General features: G+C 58.2%; 22 protein-coding genes. 6 read left to right on the top strand and 16 right to left on the bottom strand.

Annotation, left to right across the window (positions count from 1 at the left end; translation table 11 throughout):
• Positions 1 to 67 precede the first annotated feature (67 nt).
• From dtpA to ydgT, 10 genes are all read right to left on the bottom strand, one after another.
• On the bottom strand, positions 68 to 1,567 hold the full coding sequence (dtpA, locus tag G9X48_RS04565; protein ID WP_032990215.1) for a dipeptide/tripeptide permease DtpA: 1,500 nt from the start codon (positions 1,565 to 1,567) through the stop codon (positions 68 to 70).
• A gap of 591 nt (positions 1,568 to 2,158) precedes the next feature.
• Positions 2,159 to 2,794 carry an endonuclease III gene (gene nth / locus G9X48_RS04570; RefSeq protein WP_004386087.1) on the bottom strand — a complete coding sequence of 212 codons (636 nt, stop codon included), beginning with the start codon at positions 2,792 to 2,794 and terminating at the stop codon, positions 2,159 to 2,161.
• The gene (locus G9X48_RS04575; protein WP_166499914.1) at positions 2,791 to 3,477 is read right to left on the bottom strand and encodes an electron transport complex subunit E; all 687 of its coding nucleotides are present in this window, start codon (positions 3,475 to 3,477) and stop codon (positions 2,791 to 2,793) included. The genes nth and G9X48_RS04575 overlap by 4 nt, the downstream gene beginning before the upstream one ends.
• Entirely contained in the window at positions 3,474 to 4,100 is a 627-nt protein-coding gene (gene rsxG, locus G9X48_RS04580) for an electron transport complex subunit RsxG (protein WP_097641969.1), read from the bottom strand. Before rsxG ends, G9X48_RS04575 begins: the two co-directional genes overlap by 4 nt.
• 9 nt (positions 4,101 to 4,109) lie before the next feature.
• A complete protein-coding gene (rsxD, locus tag G9X48_RS04585; RefSeq protein ID WP_097641970.1) occupies positions 4,110 to 5,162 on the bottom strand; it encodes an electron transport complex subunit RsxD in 1,053 nt (350 codons plus the stop codon).
• Complete coding sequence (gene rsxC / locus G9X48_RS04590) at positions 5,163 to 7,493, bottom strand: electron transport complex subunit RsxC (RefSeq protein WP_087599901.1); 2,331 nt, start codon at positions 7,491 to 7,493, stop codon at positions 5,163 to 5,165.
• Complete coding sequence (rsxB, locus tag G9X48_RS04595) at positions 7,486 to 8,064, bottom strand: electron transport complex subunit RsxB (RefSeq protein ID WP_004384913.1); 579 nt, start codon at positions 8,062 to 8,064, stop codon at positions 7,486 to 7,488. The genes rsxC and rsxB overlap by 8 nt, the downstream gene beginning before the upstream one ends.
• Entirely contained in the window at positions 8,064 to 8,645 is a 582-nt protein-coding gene (rsxA, locus tag G9X48_RS04600; protein ID WP_004384912.1) for an electron transport complex subunit RsxA, read from the bottom strand. The genes rsxB and rsxA overlap by 1 nt, the downstream gene beginning before the upstream one ends.
• A 74-nt stretch (positions 8,646 to 8,719) precedes the next feature.
• The gene (locus tag G9X48_RS04605; protein ID WP_004384911.1) at positions 8,720 to 9,163 is read right to left on the bottom strand and encodes a DUF2569 domain-containing protein; all 444 of its coding nucleotides are present in this window, start codon (positions 9,161 to 9,163) and stop codon (positions 8,720 to 8,722) included.
• A gap of 94 nt (positions 9,164 to 9,257) precedes the next feature.
• Positions 9,258 to 9,473, bottom strand: a complete 216-nt coding sequence (ydgT, locus tag G9X48_RS04610; protein WP_004384910.1) for a transcription modulator YdgT — start codon at positions 9,471 to 9,473, stop codon at positions 9,258 to 9,260.
• A gap of 445 nt (positions 9,474 to 9,918) precedes the next feature.
• Between ydgT and G9X48_RS04615 the strand changes: the two genes are divergently transcribed.
• The 3 genes from G9X48_RS04615 (at position 9,919) to G9X48_RS04625 (ending at position 12,299) form a co-directional block, all read left to right on the top strand.
• Positions 9,919 to 10,104, top strand: a complete 186-nt coding sequence (locus G9X48_RS04615) for a hypothetical protein (RefSeq protein WP_124753024.1) — start codon at positions 9,919 to 9,921, stop codon at positions 10,102 to 10,104.
• 2 nt (positions 10,105 to 10,106) lie between these two features.
• Positions 10,107 to 11,150 (top strand): oxidoreductase, encoded by a 1,044-nt coding sequence (locus tag G9X48_RS04620; RefSeq protein WP_032989648.1) that lies wholly within the window; start codon positions 10,107 to 10,109, stop codon positions 11,148 to 11,150.
• Positions 11,151 to 11,300: 150 nt separating this feature from the next.
• Complete coding sequence (locus tag G9X48_RS04625) at positions 11,301 to 12,299, top strand: bile acid:sodium symporter family protein (protein WP_097641894.1); 999 nt, start codon at positions 11,301 to 11,303, stop codon at positions 12,297 to 12,299.
• A gap of 14 nt (positions 12,300 to 12,313) precedes the next feature.
• Here G9X48_RS04625 and add read toward each other — a convergent pair whose 3' ends face one another.
• The 3 genes from add to malX all read right to left on the bottom strand — a co-directional run bounded on the left by add (position 12,314) and on the right by malX (position 16,193).
• Complete coding sequence (gene add / locus G9X48_RS04630) at positions 12,314 to 13,315, bottom strand: adenosine deaminase (protein ID WP_004384907.1); 1,002 nt, start codon at positions 13,313 to 13,315, stop codon at positions 12,314 to 12,316.
• Between the two features lie 105 nt (positions 13,316 to 13,420).
• On the bottom strand, positions 13,421 to 14,590 hold the full coding sequence (locus G9X48_RS04635) for a MalY/PatB family protein (RefSeq protein ID WP_097641895.1): 1,170 nt from the start codon (positions 14,588 to 14,590) through the stop codon (positions 13,421 to 13,423).
• Positions 14,591 to 14,603: 13 nt separating this feature from the next.
• Positions 14,604 to 16,193 (bottom strand): maltose/glucose-specific PTS transporter subunit IIBC, encoded by a 1,590-nt coding sequence (malX, locus tag G9X48_RS04640; protein ID WP_097641896.1) that lies wholly within the window; start codon positions 16,191 to 16,193, stop codon positions 14,604 to 14,606.
• A gap of 174 nt (positions 16,194 to 16,367) precedes the next feature.
• Between malX and G9X48_RS04645 the strand changes: the two genes are divergently transcribed.
• On the top strand, positions 16,368 to 17,396 hold the full coding sequence (locus G9X48_RS04645) for a Mal regulon transcriptional regulator MalI (RefSeq protein WP_007890869.1): 1,029 nt from the start codon (positions 16,368 to 16,370) through the stop codon (positions 17,394 to 17,396).
• A 43-nt stretch (positions 17,397 to 17,439) separates the two neighbouring features.
• Here G9X48_RS04645 and G9X48_RS04650 read toward each other — a convergent pair whose 3' ends face one another.
• Both G9X48_RS04650 and manA read right to left on the bottom strand, forming a co-directional pair.
• The gene (locus G9X48_RS04650) at positions 17,440 to 18,984 is read right to left on the bottom strand and encodes a YdgA family protein (RefSeq protein ID WP_097641897.1); all 1,545 of its coding nucleotides are present in this window, start codon (positions 18,982 to 18,984) and stop codon (positions 17,440 to 17,442) included.
• A gap of 99 nt (positions 18,985 to 19,083) precedes the next feature.
• Positions 19,084 to 20,262 (bottom strand): mannose-6-phosphate isomerase, encoded by a 1,179-nt coding sequence (manA, locus tag G9X48_RS04655; RefSeq protein ID WP_097641898.1) that lies wholly within the window; start codon positions 20,260 to 20,262, stop codon positions 19,084 to 19,086.
• A 205-nt stretch (positions 20,263 to 20,467) separates the two neighbouring features.
• Here manA and fumA point away from each other — a divergent pair, with 205 nt between their 5' ends.
• On the top strand, positions 20,468 to 22,114 hold the full coding sequence (fumA, locus tag G9X48_RS04660) for a class I fumarate hydratase FumA (protein ID WP_097641899.1): 1,647 nt from the start codon (positions 20,468 to 20,470) through the stop codon (positions 22,112 to 22,114).
• A gap of 155 nt (positions 22,115 to 22,269) precedes the next feature.
• On the top strand, positions 22,270 to 23,667 hold the full coding sequence (gene fumC, locus G9X48_RS04665; protein WP_054625018.1) for a class II fumarate hydratase: 1,398 nt from the start codon (positions 22,270 to 22,272) through the stop codon (positions 23,665 to 23,667).
• Here the strand turns inward: fumC and tus are convergent, their stop codons facing one another.
• Positions 23,668 to 24,597: a DNA replication terminus site-binding protein gene (tus, locus tag G9X48_RS04670; RefSeq protein WP_097641900.1), complete on the bottom strand. Its 930-nt coding sequence runs from the start codon at positions 24,595 to 24,597 to the stop codon at positions 23,668 to 23,670.
• Positions 24,598 to 24,778 lie beyond the last annotated feature (181 nt).

Consider the following 24,778-nt stretch of genomic DNA (forward strand, 5'->3'; position numbering starts at 1 on the left):
GCGCGAACGGGCAAAAAAAAAGCCGTCAGCATAAAATCTGACGGCCTGAACAACGTTTCCCGAACGGTTACGCGTGTGCGGTATCCGTTTCTGTCGCGTTATCATCCTGCGTCATGCGGTTCAGCAGGGGAGCCGTGAGCAGCATCAGCACGGCGATAACGCCGGTGGCGATACCAATCTGCATGAAGACGCGGCCGTAAACGTCCAGCGACTGCAGCGGGTCGGTCACGTTTTCCGGCACGGCCATCAGGTTAGCCACTTTACCGGCGATCATCGCCGCGCCAGCCGTGGTCAGGAACCAGCTACCCATGATGAAGCCCATCAGGCGCTGAGGCACCAGCTGCGCAACCATCGCAAGGCCAAGACCGGAAATCATCAGCTCACCGATACTCTGCAGCGCATAGCTCAGAATAAGCCAGTTTACGGAGACGATACCGGCATCCGAGGCGAATTTCGCGCCCAGCGGCAGCACCAGGAACGCGCCAGAGCACAGCAGCATACCGATGGTGAACTTAAACGGCATCGGCAGGCGATCGCCCAGCTTGTTGTAGATAGCGGCCAGAATCGGGCTACCAATCATGATCCAGAACGGGTTCAGCGCCTGGAACTGCTCTGGCTGGAACGCGATACCCAGAATTGAGTGTTCCACGTTACGGATAGCGAAGAAGTTCAGAGACGTCGGCATCTGCTGGTACAGCACGAAGAACACAATCGCTTCCAGCATGAGAATAAACGCGACGATCATTTTGCGGCGCGCGGCACCCTGCATCGCAAAAGCTTCTTTCGCAAAAATAATCACGATACCGAGAGCGACCACGCCCAGCACCATACGTGCGATGCCCTGGTTGTGCAGCAGCCAGGTGGCGATAGCGACCAGCACCACGATACCTGCGATAGTCGCCAGCAGTTTGCCCACGTGCAGCGGCGCGAAGTCGGGTTTTGAGCCGTAATCTTTCACCCACTTCTTGCAGAAGATGAAGTTCACGAGGGTGATGAGCATACCGACAAAGCTCAGCGAGAACGCCACGCTCCAGCCGAATTTATCAGCGAGCCACGGGGTCGCCAGCATGGAGAAGAACGAACCGATGTTAATCGCCATGTAATACATGGTGAATGCGCCGTCGAGACGCGGGTCATCTTTCTCATAGCAGGTTGAGAGCAGGGACGACGGGTTAGCTTTAAACAGGCCATTACCTACCGCGATGGTCGCCATACCGAAGTAAACGATACCGGCATCGTGACCAGACCACGCCACCAGCGCATAGCCGATAGCCAGCACAATGGTGCCGAGCATAATGACGCGTTTGGTGCCGAGCACTTTATCGCCCAGCCAGCCGCCGATAGCCACCAGGCCATACACCAGCGCACTGAAGGAGGAGAACAACGTAATGGAATCCGCTTCCGACATACCCAGCTGTTTGACCAGGTAAACGGCCATGATCCCTTGCAGGCCGTAGTAACCGAAACGCTCCCATAACTCGATCGAGAAAATCAGATAAAACGATTTCGGTTGTTTGAAAGCGTTCATACTCACGCTTTCTGCTGGTTTTTTGTTTGCAGTCGACACATATACCTCTTTTTTTACAGCCCGCATTAACCGCGGGGGTGGTATGCGCGTGGTGCCTGGCGGCATGCGCTTTTATTGTTATATGAAGTGAGAAACGGCGGGTAATGTTCACTATCCTGACCGCTGGCACAAGGCTTTTGTAATAATCTGTTACATATAAGCCGGGCGGGATAATCCGCCAGTCGTTCCGCTAAGGCTCAGCGTTAAATTTCATGATAATGACTATTGTAGATTTTTTAACTGCTGAAACGGGCGCTGAAGCGGTATTTGGTTATATGTTCTGCTGATATGCCTGTCAGGCAGTCATATAGACCTGATTATCAGAAAATGTCCGATATATATATTATTGGTGATGGTGATAACCGAGGTGCCACATGGCTTTGAGCCCAATAATGCAACGGAAATTTAACAGAATATTGCGAGTGTGATAATTCTCACAAATCTATAGAAAATTCCTGTCGAAAAAAAACGATCAACCTGGCGAACTGATTTAAGACGGGATTTTGGACGGCTATAAACGCTAACGAGACGGATTGCAGGAGCATAATCGGGCGGCAGATGTGACAAAGGTGACATCCGCCGCGTTGTGAATTAATCGTACACTTTTTCAGCGTATTCGCAGAGATCTTCAATAATGCAGGAGCCGCAGCGCGGCTTACGCGCGATGCAGGTATAGCGCCCATGAAGAATAAGCCAGTGATGGCAATCCACTTTAAACTCGGCTGGCACCACTTTTAACAGCTTCTCTTCCACCGCGTCGACATTCTTACCTGGCGCGAATTTAGTGCGATTGCTGACGCGAAAAATATGGGTGTCAACCGCGATAGTCGGCCAGCCGAACGCGGTGTTCAGCACCACATTGGCTGTTTTACGCCCGACGCCGGGCAGTGCTTCCAGCGCTGCGCGGTCTTCAGGCACTTCGCCGCCGTGTTTCTCAAGAAGAATACGGCAGGTCTTGATCACATTTTCCGCTTTGCTGTTAAACAGCCCGATGGTTTTGATGTACTCCTTCACGCCATCCACGCCGAGCGCCAGCATCGCTTCGGGCGTATTGGCGACGGGGTAGAGCTTCGCTGTGGCTTTATTCACGCTCACATCGGTTGCCTGCGCCGAGAGCAGAACGGCTATCAGTAGCTCAAACGGACTGGTGAAATGCAGTTCGGTTGTCGGATGCGGATTGTTAGCGCGAAGCCGGGTAAGGATTTCGATGCGTTTGGCCTGATTCATGACGCTTTTTCCGCCGCGGCCTCCACGACAACCGGCTTCGCGGCGCGGCGTTTCATACGCTCGTCAATCAGGTATTTTACCGCCAGCATCATACCGAGGCCGATAAACGCGCCAGGCGGCAGCATCGCCAGCAGGAAGGGGGTATCGGTGTGGAACACCTCGATGCGCAGCACGCGCGCCCAGCTGCCGAGCAGGCCGTCAGCGCCGTCAAACAGCGTGCCGTTGCCGAGGATTTCACGCAGCGAGCCCAGCACGAACATCGCACCGGTGGCACCCAGGCCAATCGCAAAACCATCAAGCGCCGAGAGCAGCGGGCCGTTTTTGGCCGCGAACGCTTCCGCGCGGCCAACCACAATACAGTTCGTCACGATAAGCGGGATGAAAATGCCGAGCGACTGATACAGACCGAACGCATAGGCATTTATCAACATCTGCACGATGCCCACTACCGCTGCGATAATCATCACGTAAATGGGGATACGGATCTCGCCCGGCATCCAGCGGCGAAACGCGGAAATAGAGGCGTTGGTGAGCGTCAGTACCAGCGTGGTCGCAAGGCCAAGGCCGAGCGCGTTGGTCGCCGTGGACGTCACAGCCAGCAGCGGACACATGCCGAGCAACTGCACCAGCGCTGAGTTATTTTTCCATAACCCGTTAACCAGAATCGATTTCACGTCATTCATGGGTTTTCTCCACAGGAAGGCAGGGTGGAAAGCTGCGGCTCCAGCGTCTGCGCGTACAGCCCCGCGCGTTTAACCGCGTTGACGACCGCACGTGGCGTAATCGTCGCGCCAGTAAACTGATCGAACTGGCCGCCATCTTTTTTCACCGCCCAGCGAGTATCATTCGGCCCATGGATAACCTGGCCGGCAAAACCGGTTATCCAGTCGCTGATGCGGGTTTCTATTTTATCGCCAAGCCCTGGCGTCTCGTGATGCTCCGTCACGCGGGTGCCGAGCACGGTGCCTTTGAAATCCGCACCAACGAGCAACTGTATCGCACCGGAATAGCCATCCGGCGCGGTTGCCTGCATCACGACCGCCACCGGCGTATCGCCTTTTCGCGCCACCCATAGGTGTTTTTCGCCGCGCCCCAGCGCGGGCGCACTGACAAGATAGCAGCTTTGCTGAATATCATTGTCATACATCTCTGGCGGCAGCACCTGATCGAACAGCTGTTTCTGCTGTAGCGCCGCCTGGCCTTCGATGGTGGTCTTCGTCAGCGCATTAACCATCGCGGTCAGCCCGGTTGTCAGGGCCGCGAAAACGGCGAGCGTCACGCCATGTTTCTGAATCGTCTTAAGCATGGGCTCTCCTTATCGGTGACCATAAACCCGCGGACGGGTGTAGTAATCGATGAGCGGCACGGTGATGTTGGCCAGCAGCACGGCAAACGCCACGCCGTCCGGGTAGCCGCCAAAGCTTCGAATCAGCCACACCAGCAGGCCCGCCAGCGCGCCGAAGACCAGACGCCCTTTGTTCGTGGTAGAGGCCGTGACCGGGTCGGTAAGAATAAAGAACGCGCCAAGCATCGTTGCGCCCGAGAGCAGATGCATCAGCGGCGACAGGAATTTCTCCGGCGCGATAAGCCAGCCGAGCGTCGAGCACACCGCGAGCGTCACCAGAAAACTCACCGGGATATGCCAGCGGATGGTGCCACGCGCGAGCAGGAACAGGCCGCCCGCCAGATAAGCGAGATTCACCCACTGCCAGCCGAGGCCCGCCAGCGCGCCGCCATAAATCGGCTGTGCCAGCAGTTCACCGGCAGGATGACCTGCATGCAGGCCGGTCTTAAAGGTATCAAGCGGTGTCGCCTGACTCACGCCATCAATGCCGAGACGCAGTTGCGACATCGTATCGCCACTGGCAGTGACGCCGTGGAAAATGACCTGTAAAGCGTCGAGAAAATCTGGCGCGGTAGCGGCGATCTGCTGAGGCGGCAGCCAGTTGGTCATCTGTACCGGGAATGAGATAAGCAACACCACGTAGCCAATCATCGCCGGGTTAAACGGGTTGTGACCCAGCCCGCCATAAAGCTGTTTGGCGATGATGACCGCAAAAGCGGTGCCGAGCACGACCATCCACCACGGGGCCAGCGGGGGAATGCTTACGCCGAGCAGCAGGCCGGTCAGCAGGGCGGAATTGTCGCCAAGATGGCTTTTCAGCGGCAGTTTGCGCAGGCGTATGACCAGCGCTTCACTGGCAAGCGCGCTGACGATGGCTAACAGAATCTGCACCAGGCTGCCGTAGCCGAAAAAGTACCACTGCACGGCGATGCCCGGCACGGTGGCCAGCGTCACCAGCATCATGATACGCGACGTCTGGCGCTGGTTATGGGTATAAGGGGAACTCGCGATTCTGAAAACCATTTAATCCTCGTTAACAACCTTTTCGGCAGCCTTGCGCGCCTGCACGCGGGCAATCGCGGCGGCAACGGCAGCCTTGCGCGGATCGTCCGCTTCACTTTCTTCATTCGCCGCCTGCGCGCGCTCACCGGCCTGCGCCGCTTTACGCGCTTTGGCGCGGGCAATAGCGGCTTCGACGGCGGCTTTGCGCGGGTCGACCGGCTCGGCAGGTTTTTCGTCTGCGGTCGCGTTTTCCCCGGCCTGCGCCGCTTTACGCGCTTTGGCGCGGGCAATAGCGGCTTCTACGGCGGCTTTGCGCGGGTCGATCGGTTCGGCAGGTTTTTCGTCTGCGGTCGCGTTTTCCCCGGCCTGCGCTGCTTTACGCGCTTTGGCGCGGGCGATAGCGGCTTCGACGGCGGCTTTACGCGGGTCGATTGGTTCGGCGGGTTTTTCGTCTGCGGTCGCGTTTTCCCCGGCCTGCGCCGCTTTACGGGCTTTAGCGCGGGCAATAGCGGCTTCGACGGCGGCTTTACGCGGGTCGATTGGTTCGGCGGGTTTTTCGTCTGCGGTCGCGTTTTCCCCGGCCTGCGCCGCTTTACGGGCTTTGGCGCGGGCAATAGCGGCTTCGACGGCGGCTTTGCGCGGGTCGACGGATTCCGCGCTGGCGTCAATTTCCGGTTCCGTTGCTTCGTGTGCAGGTACGGAGCTGTTCGCGGCCATTTCCTGCTGCACTTTCTCCGCCTGACGTGCGCGGGCTTCCGCTTTACGGGCTTCACGGGCGGCAATCACCGCGCTGTTATCCGGTGTCGCCCCGGCGGCCACTATGATCGGCTGATCATCGCCTTTCTTCTCGCGAACACGTGCCAGCGCCGCCTGAATGGCGTCCTGATCCTGGCCTGAAGGCTGTACGGCAGATTTTTTATGGCGCTCAAGGCGCGCGGCTTTTTCACGTTCGAGACGGGCCTGGCGCGCTTCAAAGCGCGCTTTAGCTTCCGCGGCGCGTTTTTCTTCTTCGGCGATAGCGCGGATTTCCGCTTTTTCCTGACGGAAATATTGCACCAGCGGAATATTGCTCGGGCAGACATACGCACACGCGCCGCATTCGATACAGTCCGCCAGATTGTGGGCGGTGGCTTTATCATGCTGCTGGCCGACGCTGAACCAGTAAAGCTGCTGCGGCAGCAGGTCGGCCGGGCAGGCGTCGGCGCAGGCGCTGCAACGGATGCAGTGCTGCTCTTCCTGCGGCGCGCCCATTTCAGTGGCGGAAGGCGCCAGCAGGCAGTTAGTGATTTTCACCACCGGCACGTCGAGGCCGGGCAGGGTGAAGCCCATCAGCGGGCCGCCCATGATAACCAGCTGTTCGCTGGTCGGGATAAACCCGGCGTGTTCCAGCAGGTGGCGCACCGGCGTACCGATACGCGCCCAGACGTTACCCGGACGGCCGACGGCTTCGCCTGTCAGCGTCACTACGCGTTCAGTCAGCGGCTCGCCATCGATAATCGCGCGCTTGACGGCAAAAGCGGTACCTACGTTCTGCATCAGCACGCCGATATCAGAAGAACGACCCCCATGCGGCACCTGTTTGCCGGTCAGGATCTGGGTGAGCTGCTTAGCGCCGCCCGACGGGTATTTGGTCGGGATCACGCGCAGGCGAATTTTATGCTCGCCGTGCAGCACGGCGCGCATCATTGAGATCGCCTGCGGCTTATTGTCCTCAATGCCGATCAGCACTTCGCGCGGCTGAAGAATATGGGCAAGGATGCGCACACCGTCGATAATCTGCGCGGCGCAATCTTGCATCAGGCGATCGTCAGCGGTGATATAGGGCTCGCACTCCGCGGCGTTGATAATCAGCGTTTCGATTTTATCGCCGCCGCCCTGAAGCTTGGTGCCGGTCGGGAACCCGGCGCCACCGAGGCCCGCCACGCCAAACTGATGAATACGTTCAATCAGCGCTTCGCGGCTGCGGCACTGGTAGTCGCTCCAGCCGTCGCGAGCAATCCACCTGTCTTCGCCATCGGCGTCGATAATCACGGAGAGTTCCGGCAGGGCGGAAGGATGCGCCGTCGGGTGCGGCATAATCGCCGTTACGGTGCCTGAGGTGGGCGCATGTACCGGCAGCATCCGGCCACGGCCAACGGTGAGCGGCTGGCCGCGCAGGACTTTATCGCCTGGCGCTACGCAGATCTCGCCTTCGCTGCCGATATGCTGTTTGAGCGGAATAATAAAACGGCCCGGCAGCGGCAACTGGCGCAGCGGGGTGCCGTTAGACTGGGTTTTCATCTCCGGCGGATGAATGCCGCCGTTGAAATCCCAGACTTTCTCTTTTCTGAACGCAGAAAATAACTTAAGCATGTTGTTCCACAGGAATGTTACGCACCGGAATGGTGTTGAGATCCCATTTCCAGTTATCCGTCGTGGTGGCGGCCGGGCGCAGTTCTATGCACTGCGTCGGGCAGGGGTCTACACAGAGATTACAACCGGTGCAGAGGTCGCTCATCACGGTGTGCATGGCGCGGGTGGCACCGACGATAGCGTCCACCGGACAGGCCTGAATACATTTGGTGCAGCCGATGCAGTTCGGCTCGTCGATCACGGCCAGCATACGCACCGGCTCGGCCATGGCGGCGTCGCCGTCCAGCGGCTGCGGCTCGACGTTAAGTAGCGTGGCGATTTTCTGCATCACCGGCTCGCCGCCAGGCACGCAGCGGTTGATCTGCTCGCCGTTGTTAGCGACCGCCTCGGCATACGGGCGGCAACCCGGATAGCCGCACTGGCCACACTGGCTCTGCGGCAGCAGTTCATCGACCTGATCGACCACCGGATCTTCTTCTGCGGCGAAACGGCGCGAGGCATAGCCCAGCAGCATGCCGAAAAGCAGGGCCAGCAGCGTCAGCGCGACAACCGCGATAACAATCATTTCCATCAGAACTTCACCAGTCCGCTAAAGCCCATAAAGGCCAGAGACATCAGGCCCGCGGTGACCAGCGCGATGGCGTTGCCGCGAAACGGCAGCGGCACGTCGGCCACAACCAGACGCTCGCGAATGGCGGCGAACAGCACCATCACCAGCGAGAAGCCGACCGCGGCGGAGAAACCATACAGCGCCGACTGCATAAAGGTGTGGTTAAGATTGATGCTAAGCAGCGCAACACCCAGCACGGCGCAGTTTGTGGTAATCAGCGGCAGATAAATACCGAGCAGGCGATAAAGCGCCGGGCTGGTTTTGCGCACCACCATTTCGGTGAACTGCACCACGACCGCGATAACCAGAATAAACGCCATCGTACGCAGGTAGACCAGCTCAAGCGGCACCAGAATCAGATGATCGATAATCCATGAAAAAATGGTCGCAAGGGTCATCACGAACGTGGTCGCCATTCCCATGCCAATCGCGGATTCCAGTTTTTTGGAAACACCCATAAACGGACACAGGCCGAGAAACTTCACCAGCACGAAGTTGTTGACCAGCACCGTTCCAACAAACAACAGTAAATAATCAGTCATTATTCGACCTGAAACGAAAAAAGCCGCTCATTATCGGACATACGACAAAGGGCGACAACGGAGAATCTGTAAGGTTATTTTGCCCGGACAAACGTCTGCTTCACGCGCGCAGAGCGCTTGAAATAGGGCACCAGCAGTGCGGCGGCCAGTAGCGGGAACAGCAACTGACGCACCGCCAGCGCGTCGCTCACCGGCGAGAACGCAAAAGATTTTATCGCCAGCAGGACGGTCAGCAGCAGCCAGATAATATAGTGGCGCGGCACACCCTGACGGCATTTGAAAAAGGCGACGGTCAGCCAGAGCGTATAGCCCCACATCGCCATGGCGCACAGCATCGAGCCATACCAGAAAAGCACTTGCGTAGTGCCTTGCGCGCTGAGCGCCTGATGGACTTGCGGGGAGGCAAGCCCCATCACATAGAGCGCGACGGCAAGCGTGGTGCTGAGTAACGACATCAATAACCAGGCGAGAGGGGCGAGCAACCAGCCTCCGATACGCATCGGGGACGCGTCGGTCATATAACCTCCCGGGATATAAATTCAACAAATGGCTAAAGAATAATTACAGCGCAAAGATTATAAAGATTTTCTGTCTGATTGCTACCTTTACGCCTTACTGCACGTAACGCCAGACGGTTTTCGGCACCTGACCCAGATCGAACAGACGTCCACCGGACACCAGTTCGGCACGGCGGTGATCCGCGGCGCGATACATATTGATAATTTCCTGATTATCCGTAAGGGTGTAATTAAGGTGATCGAACAATTTTTCCAGACTTTCAAGCGTACTGATTTTACGAAACTTTAATAAATAGTCCTGAACGGTCATGTTAATCGTTATCCGCGCAATAAAATAATAATGAGATTTCGCCAGAAGAGGCGGGCCGGGTAAAGAATAAACGCAAAAATGGCATTATGCAGGTTTAATAAAAGCCTGAATAACATTTAAGAGTTTTCCTTGAGAATTAACGCAGGCCCGGCTTTCGGGAGAGAAAGAGTAACGCGCTTCACGGAAGCTGGCAATATCCTGTTTGTGCCTCCGGGCGGCCTTTTTACGACAATATGTAAACCGGATTCAGGCACTGTCACTCTGGTTGTCGCGCGTTTCCTGGCGGTACACCTGCTATTTCCAGGTGTTTTATCTACGTTCTCTTGCGCGTTCCGGTTTTATTCTTCCTTCAGGCCATAGCATTATTGACGCGATAAACACCACGCTATTTCTTTTAAGTCGTGTTGCTTATTTCATCAAAACAATAAATTGCTCACGATGCATCGTGAGTCAGACGCTATTGAACAGCAAAGAAGGAAATGCCTGCGCGGTTTCGCCAGAAAGATTCTGGCGCGAGGCAGCAAATGATGAAAATTCTGAAATAAGCCGTTTATTTTCGTTTGGTTATGAAAGCGTTGAGGCGGCGTTGCGAATGGTGTCAAATACAGGGGTTAACTCAGCAGAGGAATGAACATGAACGATAACGTCCGGGTGGGATTAATCGGCTACGGCTACGCCAGTAAAACCTTTCACGCGCCGCTTATCGCAGGTACGCCGGGGATGGAGCTTGCCGTCATCTCCAGCAGCGACGCGGGGAAAGTCCACGCCGACTGGCCGGGAATGCCGGTCGTGTCGGACCCAAAACAGCTGTTCAACGATCCGCATCTTGATCTGATTGTCATTCCCACGCCGAATGATACCCACTTCCCGCTCGCGAAAGCGGCGCTGGAAGCCGGGAAACATGTGGTGGTGGATAAACCTTTCACGGTCACGCTGTCGCAGGCACGTGAGCTGGAAACGCTGGCAAAAAGCGCCGGGCTGGTGCTGTCGGTGTTTCATAACCGCCGCTGGGACAGCGATTTTCTGACGCTCAAACAGATTATCGCCGAAGGGCAAATTGGCGAAGTCGCTTATTTCGAATCCCATTTTGACCGCTTCCGCCCTCAGGTGCGTGACCGCTGGCGCGAACAGGCCGGGCCAGGCAGCGGCATCTGGTACGATCTGGCACCGCATCTGCTGGATCAGGCGGTGCAGCTTTTCGGGCTGCCGGTCAGTATCAACGTCGATCTCGCGGAGTTGCGCCCGAGCGCGCAGGCAACGGACTATTTCCACGCCGTGCTGGCGTACCCGGAGCGGCGCGTTGTGCTGCACGGTACGATGCTGGCGGCAGCGGAGTCCGCGCGTTATATCGTACACGGCACTCGCGGCAGCTACGTCAAGTTTGGCCTTGATCCTCAGGAGGAAAGCCTGAAATCGGGTACGCGTCCGCCGCAGGAAAACTGGGGTTACGACATGCGCGACGGCGTATTAACGGTGGCTCGCGGCGAGATGCTTGATGAACAGACGCTGCTGACGGTGCCGGGTAACTATCCGGCTTATTACGCTGCCGTGCGCAGCGCTATCCGCGGCGAAGGTGAAAACCCGGTGCCGGCAAGTCAGGCCATCGTCGTGATGGAGCTAATTGAAGCGGGGATTGAATCCGCGAAACGCCGCGCCGCGGTTTGTCTGCGCAGTTAAGGCTTACGCTCCGGCGTACCCTCGCCGGGGCAATTCCTCTTCCATTTTAAACGGCGCGTCACTCAGGCGCGCGGTTTCACCCGCATAACTCGCCAGGATCGGCTTTTTGTTGCAAAGTAGATTAACCTGCAACATGACAAGGAACTGACAATGAACTGGCTGAAGCGCCTGAAAATTGACACATTTTTACTGATTATGATTGGCGTCGTGATTGTCGCCTCGCTGTTTCCCTGCGAAGGGCGTGTCAAAACGGTATTTGAATACCTCACTACGGCGGCCATCGCGCTGCTGTTTTTTATGCATGGCGCAAAGCTTTCCCGCGAGGCGATTCTGGCCGGAATGGGGCACTGGCGGCTGCATTTGATGGTCTTTCTCAGTACGTTCGTACTCTTTCCACTCATTGGCCTGGCGATGAAGTTCATCCCGCACAGCGTGCTGCCGCCATCGCTCTATATGGGTTTCCTCTATCTTTGCGCGCTGCCTGCGACGGTACAGTCCGCCATTGCGTTTACCTCCGTTGCGCGCGGCAACGTCGCGGCGGCGGTGTGCAGCGCGTCGGCGTCAAGCATTCTTGGGATTTTCCTCTCACCGGTACTGGTGGGCGTCATGATGCAGGCCCAGCAGGGCGAGACCGATACGCTTGAAGCTATCGGGAAAATCATTCTGCAACTGATGGTGCCGTTTGTGGTGGGGCATCTGTCGCGTCCGCTCATTGGCCGCTGGGTCGACAGGCATAAAAAGCTTATCAATATGACGGACCGTTCATCGATTCTGCTGGTGGTTTATGTCGCCTTCAGCGAGGCCGTGGTAGAGGGCATCTGGCATCAGGTGACGGGTCTGGCGCTGCTGGCGGTTGTCGTTGTGTCGCTGGTGCTGCTGACGATTGTGCTGGTGGTTAACGTCTGGATGTCGCGCCTGCTCGGTTTTAATAAAGAGGATGAGATAACCATCGTTTTCTGCGGCTCCAAGAAAAGCCTTGCAAACGGTGTGCCGATGGCGAACGTGCTGTTTCCGGCAAGCCAGGTGGGGATCATGGTGCTGCCGCTGATGATTTTCCATCAGATCCAGCTGATGGTCTGTGCGGTGATGGCGCAGCGCTATGCGAGACGCAGTGAAGAGAAAACAGGCCAGAAGGCCTCTGCCTCCTGACCTGGCGGCGCGGTTTACGCCGCGCTGACTTTCGCTACCAGCGCCTGTTTTTCGGCGTCCGTCAGGAACGCGATTTTCAGGCCGTTCTCTTGTGCGGTGCGGATCTGCGCCGCACTCAGCCCGGCAGCCGGTGCCGCAACCTCATACTCATGACGAATATCGACGCCCTGCACGCCAGGATCGTCGGTATTAATTGTGGCGAGAATATTGTGCTCCAGGAATGTCTTCAGCGGGTGATGCGCCAGTGAGGCCACTGTGCTGGTCTGGATATTGGAGGTCAGGCACGATTCAATCCCGATACCCTGTTCGGCCAGGAAATCCATCAGCGCCGGATCTTCCACCGCTTTTACACCGTGACCGATACGCTCGGCACCCAGTTCGCGAATCGCCTGCCAGATGCTCTCCGGGCCAGCGGCTTCACCAGCGTGAACGGTGATATGCCAGCCCGCGTCACGCCCACGGTTGAAGTGGTTCAGGAACAGGCTGCCGGGGAAGCCCAGTTCATCGCCCGCCAGATCCAGCGCGGTGATATGGTCGCGATGCGCCAGCAGGCCGTCCAGCTCCGCCACGCACGCCTCTTCACCGAAGGTGCGGCTCAGAATGCCGATAAGACGAGCGTCAACGCCGTAGTCGCGGCTGCCCTGACGCACGCCGTCAATCACGGCTTCCACTACGCCGGCTATCGGCAGGTTGTGCGTCATCGCCATATAGCCCGGCGAGAAACGCAGTTCCACATAATGCAGGCCGTTGCGCGCGGCATCTTCCATATTTTCATACGCCACGCGGCGGCAGGCTTCCAGCGAGCCGAGCACCTTTACACCCCAGTCGAGTTTGGCGAGAAAGCTCACCAGATCCGGTTCATTTTTGGTTATCTGCACGTGCGGGCGCAGCGTCTCCAGCGTATCGGCGGGCAGGGCGAGATTAAACTGGCGGCCCAGGTCGAGAATCGTTTGCGCACGGATGTTGCCGTCAAGATGGCGATGAAGGTCGGTAAGGGGAAGGCGGGTATCAATCATGATGGCACTCTTTTTTAGAATAAAGTGCATACCATTATAAAAATAATTGCCGCCAGAATGCTACGTTGCGCAACAAAAGAGGGGCCGCAACGGCCCCTTTTGCACTTAAAGTGAACGAATTGCGCAAATTAGCCGCTCCACACCTTGCTCCAGTTTGCTGCGCGGACAGCCGACATTCAGCCGCAGGAAGCCGCGACCTTCTTCTCCGTAGGTGTATCCGGGCATAATCGCGACCTTCCCGCGCTCAATCAGCGCCTTTTGTAGCGCCTCGTCATCAAGCCCCAGAGGCCGTAAATCGATCCAGGCCAGATAAGTCGCCTCGGGCGGTTGCCAGTTAAGTTGCGCAAACGCGCCATTGAGCTGCTCCGCCACAAAACGCAGGTTCTCCTGTAAGTAACCGCGCAGCGCATCAAGCCAGGGCGCGCCGTCGCGGTAAGCCGCGATATGCGCGACCAGCGATAACACGGCAGGTGACGAGAGACCGTCGCGGCCTTTCAGCGCCTGAAGATACGTCTCACGGTCTTCAGCCTGTGAGATAAGCCCCCAGGCCCCGGTCAGAGCCGGAATGTTGAAGCTCTTTGAAGCCGACGAGAACAGCGCCCAGCGCCCCTGGCCGACCTCGCACCACGGTATATGCGGATGAACGCTCCAGACCATATCCATATGAATTTCGTCGCTCACCACCCGCACGCCGTGACGCGCGCAGAGCGCCGCCATGGTTTCCAGCTCGTCTCGTCGCCACACTTTGCCGGTCGGGTTATGCGGGCTGCACAGCAGCATGATTTTGCATTCAGGGCGTGCCAGAAGCGCCTCCAGCGCGGTCATGTCACACTGCCAGCCTTTCGCGGTATGCGTCAGTGGCGCGCCAAGCACCCGGCGCCCGTTGCCCTCGATGGTTTTCCAGAACGCGTCATAGGCGGGTGTGTGGATGAGTACCTCGTCACCGGGCGCGGACCACTGGCGGATCAGCTGCGACACCATGTAAATCACCGATGGCCCGTAGACCAGCGCCTCGCGCGGAATGTCACAGCCGAAACGCGTGGCGTACCAGTGGGCAATCGCGCCGGTAAACTCCGGGTTCTGCCAGCGGCTGTAGCCGAGCACGCCGTGAGCCAGCCGCGCTGATATGGCCTCCAGCACGCAGGGCGCGGTCGGGAAGTCCATATCGGAAATGGTAAAGGGCAGGAGATTGTCCACGCCAAATCGGTCGGCCACGTAATCCCACTGGGTGCACCAGGTGCCGCGGCGATCCACGGCCTGTGAAAAATAGAACATGTCGCCTCCTGGTTTACGCCTGCACGGTCTGCATCAGGCTGTCCATTTCATCTTTGACCGACTGCACCTGCGGGCCGATCACCACCTGCAAGTTGTGCTGGTTCAGTTGCACCACGCCGATGGCGCGGTTCGCCTTGAGTGCGGCGCTGTCCACCCGCGACATATCTTTTACCGAAAGACGCAGGCGGGTAATGCAGTTATCGAGCGACGTAATATTCTCCGCGCCGCCGAGCGCCTGTAAAATGGCCGGGACGTCATAGCCAGATTTGCCCATGTGGCCTGAAGGCGCGACATTCACGGTCGCGGTTTCGGCCTCACGGCCCGGCGTTTTCAGGTTAAAGCGGGCGATAGCGAAGCGGAAAATAGCGTAATAGACCACGAACCAGACGCCTGCCACGACCGGCACCCAGTACCATTTGGTGGAAAGCCCGTGCAGTACGCCGAAAACCACAAAATCGATAATATTGCCGTCGGTGTTGCCAATGGTCACGCCAAGCAGCGCCATCATGGTAAAGCCGAGCCCGGTCAGCAGCGCATGGATGAGATAGAGCGCAGGTGCCACAAACAGGAACAGAAACTCCAGCGGTTCGGTGGTGCCGCCCACCACGCAGGCGATCACACCAGAAATCAGCAGCCCTTTGATCTTATGACGATTCTCTGGTTTTGCGCAGTGGTACATGGCAAGCGCTGCACCCGGCAAGCCGCCCAGAAACGCCGGCATTTTCCCCTGAGACAGGAAGCGGGTGGCGCTTTCGGCAAAGCCGTGCGAGGTAGGGCAGTTAAGCTGCGCCTGGAAGATGGTCAGCGCGCCGGAGACGCTGTGCCCGCAGACATCCATCGTGCCGCCCGCCTCGGTAAAGCGGATCAGCGCCACCAGAATATGTTGCAGGCCGAACGGCAGCAGCAGGCGCTCGCCGGTGCCGAAAATCATCGGCGCGAAGCTGCCGGTGCTGTTAATCAGCCAGCCCAGCGCATTAATGCCTTTGGCGAAGAACGGCCAGATGAGCGGAATCGTCAGCCCGACCAGGCCCATCACCACGGTGGTAACGATAGGGACAAAACGGGTACCGCCGAAAAACGCCAGCGCGTCCGGCAGCCGCACTTTATGAAAGCGCTCATGCAAAAGCCAGATGATCACGCCTGCGATCACCGCGCCCAGAATGCCGGTATCGATAGACTGAATGCCGAGCACCGACTGGACGTTGTTGGCTTTCAGCATCGCCGCGTCCTGCGTCGGCAGAATGCCTTTGGCGGTGAGCCAGAAGTTAACCGCCAGGTTCATTACCGCGTAGCCGACGAAACCGGCAAACGCCGCAACACCTTTGTTTTCACGCGCCAGCCCCAGCGGAATCGCGATACAGAACATCACCGGCAGAAAACTGAAGGCGAAAGAGCCCATTTTGCTCATCCACGTAAAGATGAGCTGTAACACGCTATTACCGAGTAACGGCATCAGCGTGATGACGTCATGACTGCTGAGCGAACTGCCAATGCCCATCAGAATGCCGCAAAACGACAGCAGCGCCACCGGCAACATAAACGTCTTGCCGAGCTGCTGCATAAATCCCCAAAGCGTATTTTTTTGACCCGTATTCGCCGTCATAAACGACACCTCGCATTAAATGATCCCAGCCCCTGAACGAAGGATTGCAAGATAAAACGTTTTATCAAAGTTTAATGCGCGGTGAATCACAGAACATTACCCAGGCCTCGCAGTTATAATAGAAGGACAGGTAAAAGGTTTTATCTGCCACTTGTGGAGCAAAAAGCGTAGCCAATGAGTCAGGCGAAAAGAATCACTATTAATGATGTCGCACAGGCGGCGGGGGTGTCGGTCGCTACCGTTTCGTTGGTGCTGAGCGGTAAGGGACGGATCTCCAGCGCCACCGGCCAGCGGGTGAACGAGGCCATTGAGCAGTTAGGATTTGTGCGTAACCGGCAGGCGTCGGCGCTGCGCGGCGGGCCAAGCGGGGTGATTGGGCTTATCGTGCGCGATCTCACCACGCCGTTTTACGCCGAGCTCACCGCGGGCCTCTCCGAGGCGCTGGAAGCGCAGGGGCGAATGCTTTTTCTGCTCCAGGGCGGGCGTGATGAAGCCCAAATGCAGCGCTGTTTCGATACGCTGCTCGACCAAGGCGTTGACGGCGTGGTGGTGGCTGGCGGCACGGGGCAGGTCACCGCGTGGCAGGCGCAGGCCCGCGCGCGCAATATACCGCTGCTTTTCGCCTCACGCGCCAGCCATCACGATGAAGTGGACACGGTTCGCCCGGACAACCAGCAGGCGGCGCGGCTGGTGACCGAGCATCTCATTCATCGCGGCCATCAGCGTATCGCCTGGCTTGGCGGGGCGAGCTCGTCGCTGACCCGCGCCGAACGGCTCGGCGGCTACTGCGCCACGCTTTTACAGTACGGCCTGCCGTTTCACAGCGAGTGGATTGTTGAGTGTCCGGCCGGGCAGAAACAGGCGGCGGAGGCCATTAACGAACTGCTGCGCGTTAACCCGACCATTACCGCCGTGTTGTGCCATAACAGTACCGTGGCGATGGGCGCATGGTTCGGCCTGATGCGTGCCGGGCGGCAGAGTGGCGAAGGGGGTTATGAGAGCTATTTTGAGAACAGCGTGACGCTGGCGGCATTCGCGGAAGTGCCGGAGGCGAGACTCGATGACGTGCCCCTGACCTGGGTAACGACGCCTGCGCGTGAAATGGGGCACTGCGTGGCCGAGCGCATGATGCAGCGTATTCAGCACGGCGATGAATCCACCGGCAGCCTGATCCTCGGCCCGCGGCTGGTGGCGCGGCGCTGAAACGTGCAATATAAAACGGCCTCCTGAGAGGCCGTTTTCGTTTTTACTGCTGCGGCGCGACTGGCGGCGTCACACCCGGCGCTGGCATCGTCTGTGGCTCTGGCGCGGTGATGCCCGGCAGGCCGAACATGCCGACAAATTCCGCGAGCGGCATTTTCTGCCCGTTCAGATTCACCTGGCCGTTAGCGTACTGCAGGCTGGTAACGATGCTGTTGTCCTGCATCGTGGTGATACGGAACATCTGGCCCATCGCCGCAAGGCCTTTCACCTGCTGGCTCGCCAGCTTCTCGGCATCGGCCTGCTGGTAGCCTTCCAGTTTTGCCACCTGCGTCATCATCTCGGTCGCCATATCTACCGGGATAACCAGCTTGCTGTCGAGGCTTTTCACCACGCGATCGAGCTGTTCGGCAGGCGCGGCCTGGGTCGCGCTCACCGGTGCCTGGCCCGGATCTTTCAGGAACAGCGACAGGTTAAAGGTGCTTTCGCCTTTAGCGTTTTTCCAGCTCAGCGGCGCGATAGTAATAACCGGGTTGCCTTTCAGCAGCAGCGGCAGGGAAGAGAGCAGGATTTCGGTCGCCTGCTGCTGATACTGCTCCGGATTATCCATAATGCCCGGCTGCGCCATCAGCGCGCGGCTGCGCTCGTTATACTGCTGGCTGAACTGATGCCACGCCTGGCCGTCGATGTTGCCGATTTTCAGCGTCATCTTGCCGCTGCCCAGATCCTGATTCTGCACTTTCAGGCTGTTCATGACGTAATCCATCTGGCTGTCGATGCTCTTGCCATCTTTCGCCACGTCGGATTTGCCGTTCAGGCTAATGCCTTCCAGCAGCGCCATTTCCTGACCTTCAATGGCAATCGCCAGTTTTTCAAGATCCAGTTTTTGCTCGCCGACGCGCTCGTTAAAGCTTGTCATTTTGGTGTTGCCGTCAGCTTTCAGGCCGTTGAAAGTCAACTGCACATGCTGACCATACTCATTCACCGCGCTCACCAGGCCGCTGGACGCTTCGCCTTTCAGGCTCACGTCGTTGCCGTCTTTGTCCGCATCAAGCTGGAATTCGCCGCCGCTAAAGGAAACTTTTTCGTCCGCGGCTTCGTAATTGAGCGGCTGGAGCTGAATATCGCTGGAGGTCGCGCCGCCGTAGCCGATGCGGGTCTGCACATCGGCAAACGATTTGCCTTTCGCCATATCGAACAGCGCTTTGGTGGTGTCATTGTTCACAAGCGTGGTGTGCACAGACGCCATTGCCGGCAGAATATTCAGTTTTTTCAGATCGGCGAGCGGGAAAGGGCCGTGGCTTACGACCTGCTCCAGTACGACGCTCTGACCAGGCTTCAGCAGCGCTTCCTGCTGACCCGCCGCCGGTTTCACCACCAGTTGCAGATGGCTGCTGAACAGGCCGCGCTGGTAATCCTGGTAGCTCAGCTCAAGCCCCGCCTGCGGCGCGTTGCGCTTAAGCTGCGCGTTGGCTTCTGCCACCATGTCGCCGACATGTTTTTCAAACTGCTTACCGGTGTACCACGCACCACCTGTCCAGACGACCCCGAGAGCGACAATCACGCCCACGGCAACCAGTGATTTTTTCATAGTTCAGTTCCCTTAAAACGAAGCCAGACGGCGGTCCGTCTGGCATGACTGGTAAAGATGTTACCAAGCTTAGCAATCCTTGCTTAAAAGATCAGTAACTTAGTTGAGCTTATTATAGACGCGCGCGAGACGGCCCACGCCGCTTGCGCTGACCGGCGATTCACTGGCCGCGACGAAGGCTGATTCGCCCGGTTTTAAGGTCAAGCGCTCGTCCCCTTTGCTCAGCACCGCTTCGCCCTCAACGCAGAACAGGATCGCGGCGCTCTCCTGCGCGAGGCTTTGCGGCTGCGAATGGAGGTCGTGCAGCGAGAAGGCGAAATCCTCGACCGGAATCGGGAACTCCAGCGCGCTTTCCTGCTTCACCGGCTGCGTCAGCAGTTCGCCCGTCGGTTTGGCGACAAACTTCACGTTGGCGACCAGCTCAGGAATATCGATATATTTCGGCGTGAGGCCCGCGCGCAGCACGTTGTCGGAGTTGGCCATGACTTCCAGCGCCACGCCCTGCAAATAGGCGTGCGGCGTTTCGGCAAACAGGAACATCGCCTCGCCGGGGTTCAGTTTCACCACGTTCAGCAGCAGCGGGGAGAAGAGGCCGCTGTCGTCCGGGTAGAACTGCGCGATAAACCGAATGGTCTCCCACGGCTCGCCCTGCTGGCTTGCGACGGTCGCTTTCAGCACCGCCAGCGCGCGGGATTTCTCCTCGCCCTGCATATTCAGCAGCCCGGCGAAAAGCTCACGCAGGCGGTCGGCATTTGGCTCGGCGAGGAAATGCGCGATAGCGGTATGCGCGCCCGCAACCGGTTGCAGCAGCGAGACAATCTCAGAGAACTCACGAAACGCGTTCATGGCGAGGAACGGCGTTAGTGCAAAAACCAGCTCCGGCTTGTGGTTCGGGTCTTTATAGTTGCGCTCGGCGGCGCTGAGCGGAATGCCCGCCGCGTTTTCACGCGCAAAGCCTTCTTCAGACGCCTGCTTGTTCGGGTGTACCTGAATGGAGAGCGGCTGGTCGGCACACAGCACTTTAAACAGGAATGGCAGCTCGCCGAAGCGCTCCGCCACCGGCGCGCCGAGCAGGGCGGTTTTATCCGCGTCGATCACCTCGCGAAGGGCGCGGGTCTGGCCCTGCGCATCCTGAATTTTCGAGCTGCTTTTCGGGTGAGCGCCCATCCACAGCTCCGCCATTGGCAGGCCTTCCGGGTTCGCCACGCCATAGAGTTCCGTTAACGCCGTTTTGCTGCCCCAGGCGTAGTTTTGCACCGAGTTAATGAGTTTCTGCATGATCAGTCCCTGTATTCGAAGGAAAACACTTTTCGGTATTAAACCAATAAAGTGCCCCGAAGTAACCCGGCTGGGTAAAAAGTCGGTTTAGTCTCAGTTTTTGTTAAAAAATTGTGTACGATGTAGCGACTCGCTTTTTCATGCCGCACACGGACTCAGTGGCGGAACGACAAATTTCTTAACTGTAGCTGTAAGTGAGAGTGCAATGTCTGGCAAACCCTTCTTCTGGCAAGAGCCTTTTCCACTGAAAAAGGACGAGACCGAGTATTACCTGTTAACCCGCGATCACGTCTCCGTTTCCGAATTTGAAGGTCAGGAAATCCTGAAAGTCGAGCCGCAGGCGCTGACCCTGCTGGCCCGCCACGCCTTCCACGACGCCTCGTTTATGCTGCGCCCGGCGCATCAGCAGCAGGTGGCGGATATCCTGAGCGACCCGGAAGCCAGCGAAAACGACAAATATGTCGCGCTGCAATTCCTGCGCAACTCGGAGATTGCCGCCAAAGGCATTCTGCCGACCTGCCAGGACACCGGCACCGCCATCATCATGGGCAAAAAAGGCCAGCGCGTCTGGACCGGCGGCGGCGATGAAGCCGCGCTGGCGCAGGGCGTCTACGAGACCTACACTCAGGATAACCTGCGCTATTCGCAAAACGCGGCGCTCGATATGTACAAAGAGGTTAACACCGGCACCAACCTGCCGGCGCAGATCGATCTCTACAGCGTTGATGGCGATGAGTATAAGTTCCTGTGTATCGCCAAAGGCGGCGGCTCCGCGAACAAAACCTACTTGTACCAGGAAACCAAAGCGCTGCTCACGCCCGGCAAGCTCAAAGCGTATCTGGTGGAGAAAATGCGCACGCTCGGCACCGCGGCCTGCCCGCCATACCACGTGGCGTTTGTGATTGGCGGCACGTCGGCGGAAGCGACGCTGAAAACCGTTAAACTCGCCTCGACCAAATATTACGACGGCCTGCCGACCGAAGGTAACGAACACGGCCAGGCGTTCCGCGATGTTCAGCTGGAAGAAGAGCTGCTGCAGGAGGCGCGCAATTTAGGCCTTGGCGCGCAGTTCGGCGGTAAATATTTCGCGCACGATATCCGTGTTATCCGCCTGCCGCGCCACGGCGCGTCCTGTCCGGTGGGGATGGGCGTCTCCTGTTCGGCAGACCGCAATATCAAAGCCAAAATCAACCGCGACGGTATCTGGATCGAGAAGCTCGAAAGCAACCCCGGCAAATACATTCCCGAAGCGCTGCGTCGCGCAGGCGAGGGCGAAGCGGTGCGCGTCGATCTCAACCGTCCGATGGGCGAAATCCTCGCGCAACTGTCGCAGTATCCGGTCTCCACGCGGCTGTCGCTCTCCGGCACTATCATTGTGGCGCGCGATATCGCCCATGCGAAACTGAAAGAGCGCATCGACAGCGGCGCAGGGCTGCCGCAGTACGTGAAAGATCACCCGATCTACTACGCAGGCCCGGCCAAAACCCCGGAAGGGTACGCCTCCGGCTCGCTCGGCCCGACGACGGCCGGACGCATGGACTCCTACGTGGATCTGCTTCAGGCCAATGGCGGCAGCATGATCATGCTCGCCAAAGGCAACCGCAGCCAGCAGGTGACGGACGCCTGTAAGAAACATGGCGGTTTTTATCTCGGGAGCATTGGCGGCCCGGCGGCAGTGCTGGCGCAGAACAGCATCCGGCATCTGGAGTGTGTCGAGTACCCGGAACTCGGCATGGAAGCTATCTGGAAAATTGAGGTTGAAGATTTCCCGGCGTTTATCCTGGTGGATGACAAAGGCAACGACTTCTTCCAGCAAATCCAGGCCGGGCAGTGCTCGGCATGTCTGAAATAATGTAAAAGCCCCTGATGCAGGCCGGGTAAGGTGCAGCCGCCCGGCCTTTTACCTGTAAAAAGAGCGCACAAAGCGCCATACAAATTCGCTGAAGCCATCAATACTTATTCCTGAAGCATGCGAGCAATCCCATCTTTGTTATCAAGGAGAAAGTAATGACCGCCTACCGCAGTGAAAAAGATTCCATGGGCGCAATCGACGTGCCGGCCGATAAACTCTGGGGCGCACAGACGCAGCGTTCGCTGGAGCACTTCCGCATCTCCACCGAGAAAATGCCGACCGCGCTGATTGCGGCGCTGGCGCTCACCAAACGCGCCGCCGCGAAGGTCAATATGGATCTCGGCTTACTGCCCGCAGAGCGCGGCGAGGCCATCATTAAAGCCGCCGACGAAGTGCTGGAAGGCGCGCATCCGCAGGAGTTCCCGCTTGCTATCTGGCAAACCGGCTCCGGCACCCAGACCAACATGAACATGAACGAGGTGCTGGCCAACCGCGCGAGCGAAATCCTCGGCGGCGAACGCGGCATGGCGCGCAAGGTGCACCCGAACGATGACGTGAACAAGAGCCAGAGCTCAAACGATGTCTTCCCGACGGCGATGCATGTCGCGGCGGTGATCGCGCTGCGTGAACAGCTGATCCCGCAGCTTAAAGTGCTGCATAAAACCCTCAGCGATAAGGCGAGCGCGTTCAGCGATATCGTGAAAATTGGCCGTACCCACCTGCAGGACGCCACGCCGCTGACGCTCGGCCAGGAGATCTCCGGCTGGGTGGCGATGCTTGAGCATAACCTTAAGCATATTGATAACAGCCTGCCGCATCTGGCGGAGCTGGCGCTTGGCGGTACGGCGGTCGGCACCGGACTGAATACGCACCCCGAGTACGCGGAGCGCGTGGCGAAAGAGCTCGCCGCGTTTACCGGCCAGCCGTTCGTCACTGCGCCCAACAAATTTGAGGCGCTCGCCACCTGCGACGCGCTGGTGCATGCCCACGGCGCGCTGAAAGGGCTGGCGGCCTCGCTGATGAAAATCGCCAACGACGTGCGCTGGCTTGCGAGCGGCCCGCGTTGCGGCATTGGCGAAATCTCGATTCCTGAAAACGAACCGGGTTCATCCATCATGCCGGGCAAAGTGAACCCGACGCAGTGCGAAGCGCTGACCATGCTGTGCTGCCAGGTGATGGGCAATGACGTCGCCGTCAATATGGGCGGGGCGATGGGCAACTTTGAACTCAACGTGTTCCGCCCGATGGTCATTCATAACTTCCTGCAATCGGTGCGCCTGCTGGCGGACGGCATGGAGAGCTTTAACCATCACTGCGCTATCGGTATTGAGCCGAACCGCGACCGCATCAGCCAGTTGCTTAACGAATCGCTGATGCTGGTGACGGCGCTCAATACGCATATCGGCTACGACAAAGCCGCCGAGATCGCCAAGAAAGCGCATAAAGAGGGACTGACGCTGAAAGCCTCCGCGCTGAAACTTGGTTATCTCAGCGAGGAGGAGTTTGACGCCTGGGTACGCCCGGAAGAGATGGTGGGCAGCATGAAGCCCTGATCAGGGCGCGAGGTAAAGATGCAGGCGGGGGATCATCATCACCAGTTCTTCCGCCTGCGGCTTATAGCGGTGCTGCACGTTTTCGGCGTCATAGTTCAGCAGTTCGCCAATATCCGGCACTGCGCCGCCGCGCGTTTCGTGACAGAGCACAATCAGCGGCGACGGGCACGCATACTGCACCTGCCGCTGGTTTTGCGCATACCAGACGCGCGCCACCGGCTGCACTTTCACCGGGCGTTTGATCTTCAGCCGCGCCTTCTGCGGGAGGGCGGCGATATCGTTGTACTCCTGCGTGAGGCGCGCGTGCCACTGCTCTTTAGTTAACCCGCCCACCGCGCGCGGCGCTTTCAGCCCGCGCTCCAGCATCGCCAGCACGTCGTCACGCGTCAGATTTTTAATAATATGTTTATTCGCCCAGCCGAAACGCAGCGTGGCGGGGTTATCCAGCACCGTGAGACGACGATACGCGTTGAGCGTAATCAGCCCAGGCAGGTAGCGGTGCACCCATTCAAAACGCTGGGTGGAGGGTAGGCCCGATTCTACGGTGATAATCTCTTCCAGCTGCGTTTTCAACGCGTTGATGTTACCCGCCAGCGCGTGCAGCGCCTCGTGCTGTGCATCATCGACGCTGAAACAGACCGCGCCAGGCAGACGTACCGCCGCCTTGCTGCTGCGCTTTTCCGACTGCTGCTGGATGAACAGGTGCGTAAAGTGACGCAGCGCCGCCTCCTGCGCCTCTTTGCCGATTTTTTGCGTCACCGAAATGGTGAGCAGCGGGTCGTGCTCTTTGCCTTTTTCCACTTCAGGCAGGCTGAACACCCGCGCTGCCAGCAGACGGCAGGCCGCGAGGCCATCTCGCATCTCCATTAATGCATGTTCTAATTCGCGAAAAGTGACGTTAAGGCGTTCAACGAGATCGTAACGGGCCATGATGTGCTCACATTAGTTACAACATACTTTATGTTTAGCACAGTTTCGCCGGGTTTGACCATAGCGAGTTAAAAGTCATGCAGGAAAATTGGCGGGCGAGGCGGGCATGGTAGTGAGATGAAAATGGTGTGGCGGGAAGAGGTTCATATGGAGGAAATGGCGGGTGCGCTGCGCTTACCCA

It is taken from the genome of Cronobacter sp. HA18006, from assembly GCF_011605445.1.
GTDB classification, from domain to species: Bacteria; Pseudomonadota; Gammaproteobacteria; order Enterobacterales; family Enterobacteriaceae; genus Cronobacter; species Cronobacter sakazakii.

What these genes read in the sequence shown, in the direction of transcription:
- nth (WP_004386087.1), bottom strand. Translation starts at nt 2,794, where the DNA reads ATGAATCAGGCCAAACGCATCGAAATCCTTACCCGGCTTCGCGCTAAC.
- G9X48_RS04575 (WP_166499914.1), bottom strand. Translation starts at nt 3,477, where the DNA reads ATGAATGACGTGAAATCGATTCTGGTTAACGGGTTATGGAAAAATAAC.
- rsxG (WP_097641969.1), bottom strand. Translation starts at nt 4,100, where the DNA reads ATGCTTAAGACGATTCAGAAACATGGCGTGACGCTCGCCGTTTTCGCG.
- rsxD (WP_097641970.1), bottom strand. Translation starts at nt 5,162, where the DNA reads ATGGTTTTCAGAATCGCGAGTTCCCCTTATACCCATAACCAGCGCCAG.
- rsxC (WP_087599901.1), bottom strand. Translation starts at nt 7,493, where the DNA reads ATGCTTAAGTTATTTTCTGCGTTCAGAAAAGAGAAAGTCTGGGATTTC.
- rsxB (WP_004384913.1), bottom strand. Translation starts at nt 8,064, where the DNA reads ATGGAAATGATTGTTATCGCGGTTGTCGCGCTGACGCTGCTGGCCCTG.
- rsxA (WP_004384912.1), bottom strand. Translation starts at nt 8,645, where the DNA reads ATGACTGATTATTTACTGTTGTTTGTTGGAACGGTGCTGGTCAACAAC.
- G9X48_RS04605 (WP_004384911.1), bottom strand. Translation starts at nt 9,163, where the DNA reads ATGACCGACGCGTCCCCGATGCGTATCGGAGGCTGGTTGCTCGCCCCT.
- ydgT (WP_004384910.1), bottom strand. Translation starts at nt 9,473, where the DNA reads ATGACCGTTCAGGACTATTTATTAAAGTTTCGTAAAATCAGTACGCTT.
- G9X48_RS04620 (WP_032989648.1), top strand. Translation starts at nt 10,107, where the DNA reads ATGAACGATAACGTCCGGGTGGGATTAATCGGCTACGGCTACGCCAGT.
- G9X48_RS04625 (WP_097641894.1), top strand. Translation starts at nt 11,301, where the DNA reads ATGAACTGGCTGAAGCGCCTGAAAATTGACACATTTTTACTGATTATG.
- add (WP_004384907.1), bottom strand. Translation starts at nt 13,315, where the DNA reads ATGATTGATACCCGCCTTCCCCTTACCGACCTTCATCGCCATCTTGAC.
- G9X48_RS04635 (WP_097641895.1), bottom strand. Translation starts at nt 14,590, where the DNA reads ATGTTCTATTTTTCACAGGCCGTGGATCGCCGCGGCACCTGGTGCACC.
- malX (WP_097641896.1), bottom strand. Translation starts at nt 16,193, where the DNA reads ATGACGGCGAATACGGGTCAAAAAAATACGCTTTGGGGATTTATGCAG.
- G9X48_RS04645 (WP_007890869.1), top strand. Translation starts at nt 16,368, where the DNA reads ATGAGTCAGGCGAAAAGAATCACTATTAATGATGTCGCACAGGCGGCG.
- G9X48_RS04650 (WP_097641897.1), bottom strand. Translation starts at nt 18,984, where the DNA reads ATGAAAAAATCACTGGTTGCCGTGGGCGTGATTGTCGCTCTCGGGGTC.
- manA (WP_097641898.1), bottom strand. Translation starts at nt 20,262, where the DNA reads ATGCAGAAACTCATTAACTCGGTGCAAAACTACGCCTGGGGCAGCAAA.
- fumA (WP_097641899.1), top strand. Translation starts at nt 20,468, where the DNA reads ATGTCTGGCAAACCCTTCTTCTGGCAAGAGCCTTTTCCACTGAAAAAG.
- fumC (WP_054625018.1), top strand. Translation starts at nt 22,270, where the DNA reads ATGACCGCCTACCGCAGTGAAAAAGATTCCATGGGCGCAATCGACGTG.
- tus (WP_097641900.1), bottom strand. Translation starts at nt 24,597, where the DNA reads ATGGCCCGTTACGATCTCGTTGAACGCCTTAACGTCACTTTTCGCGAA.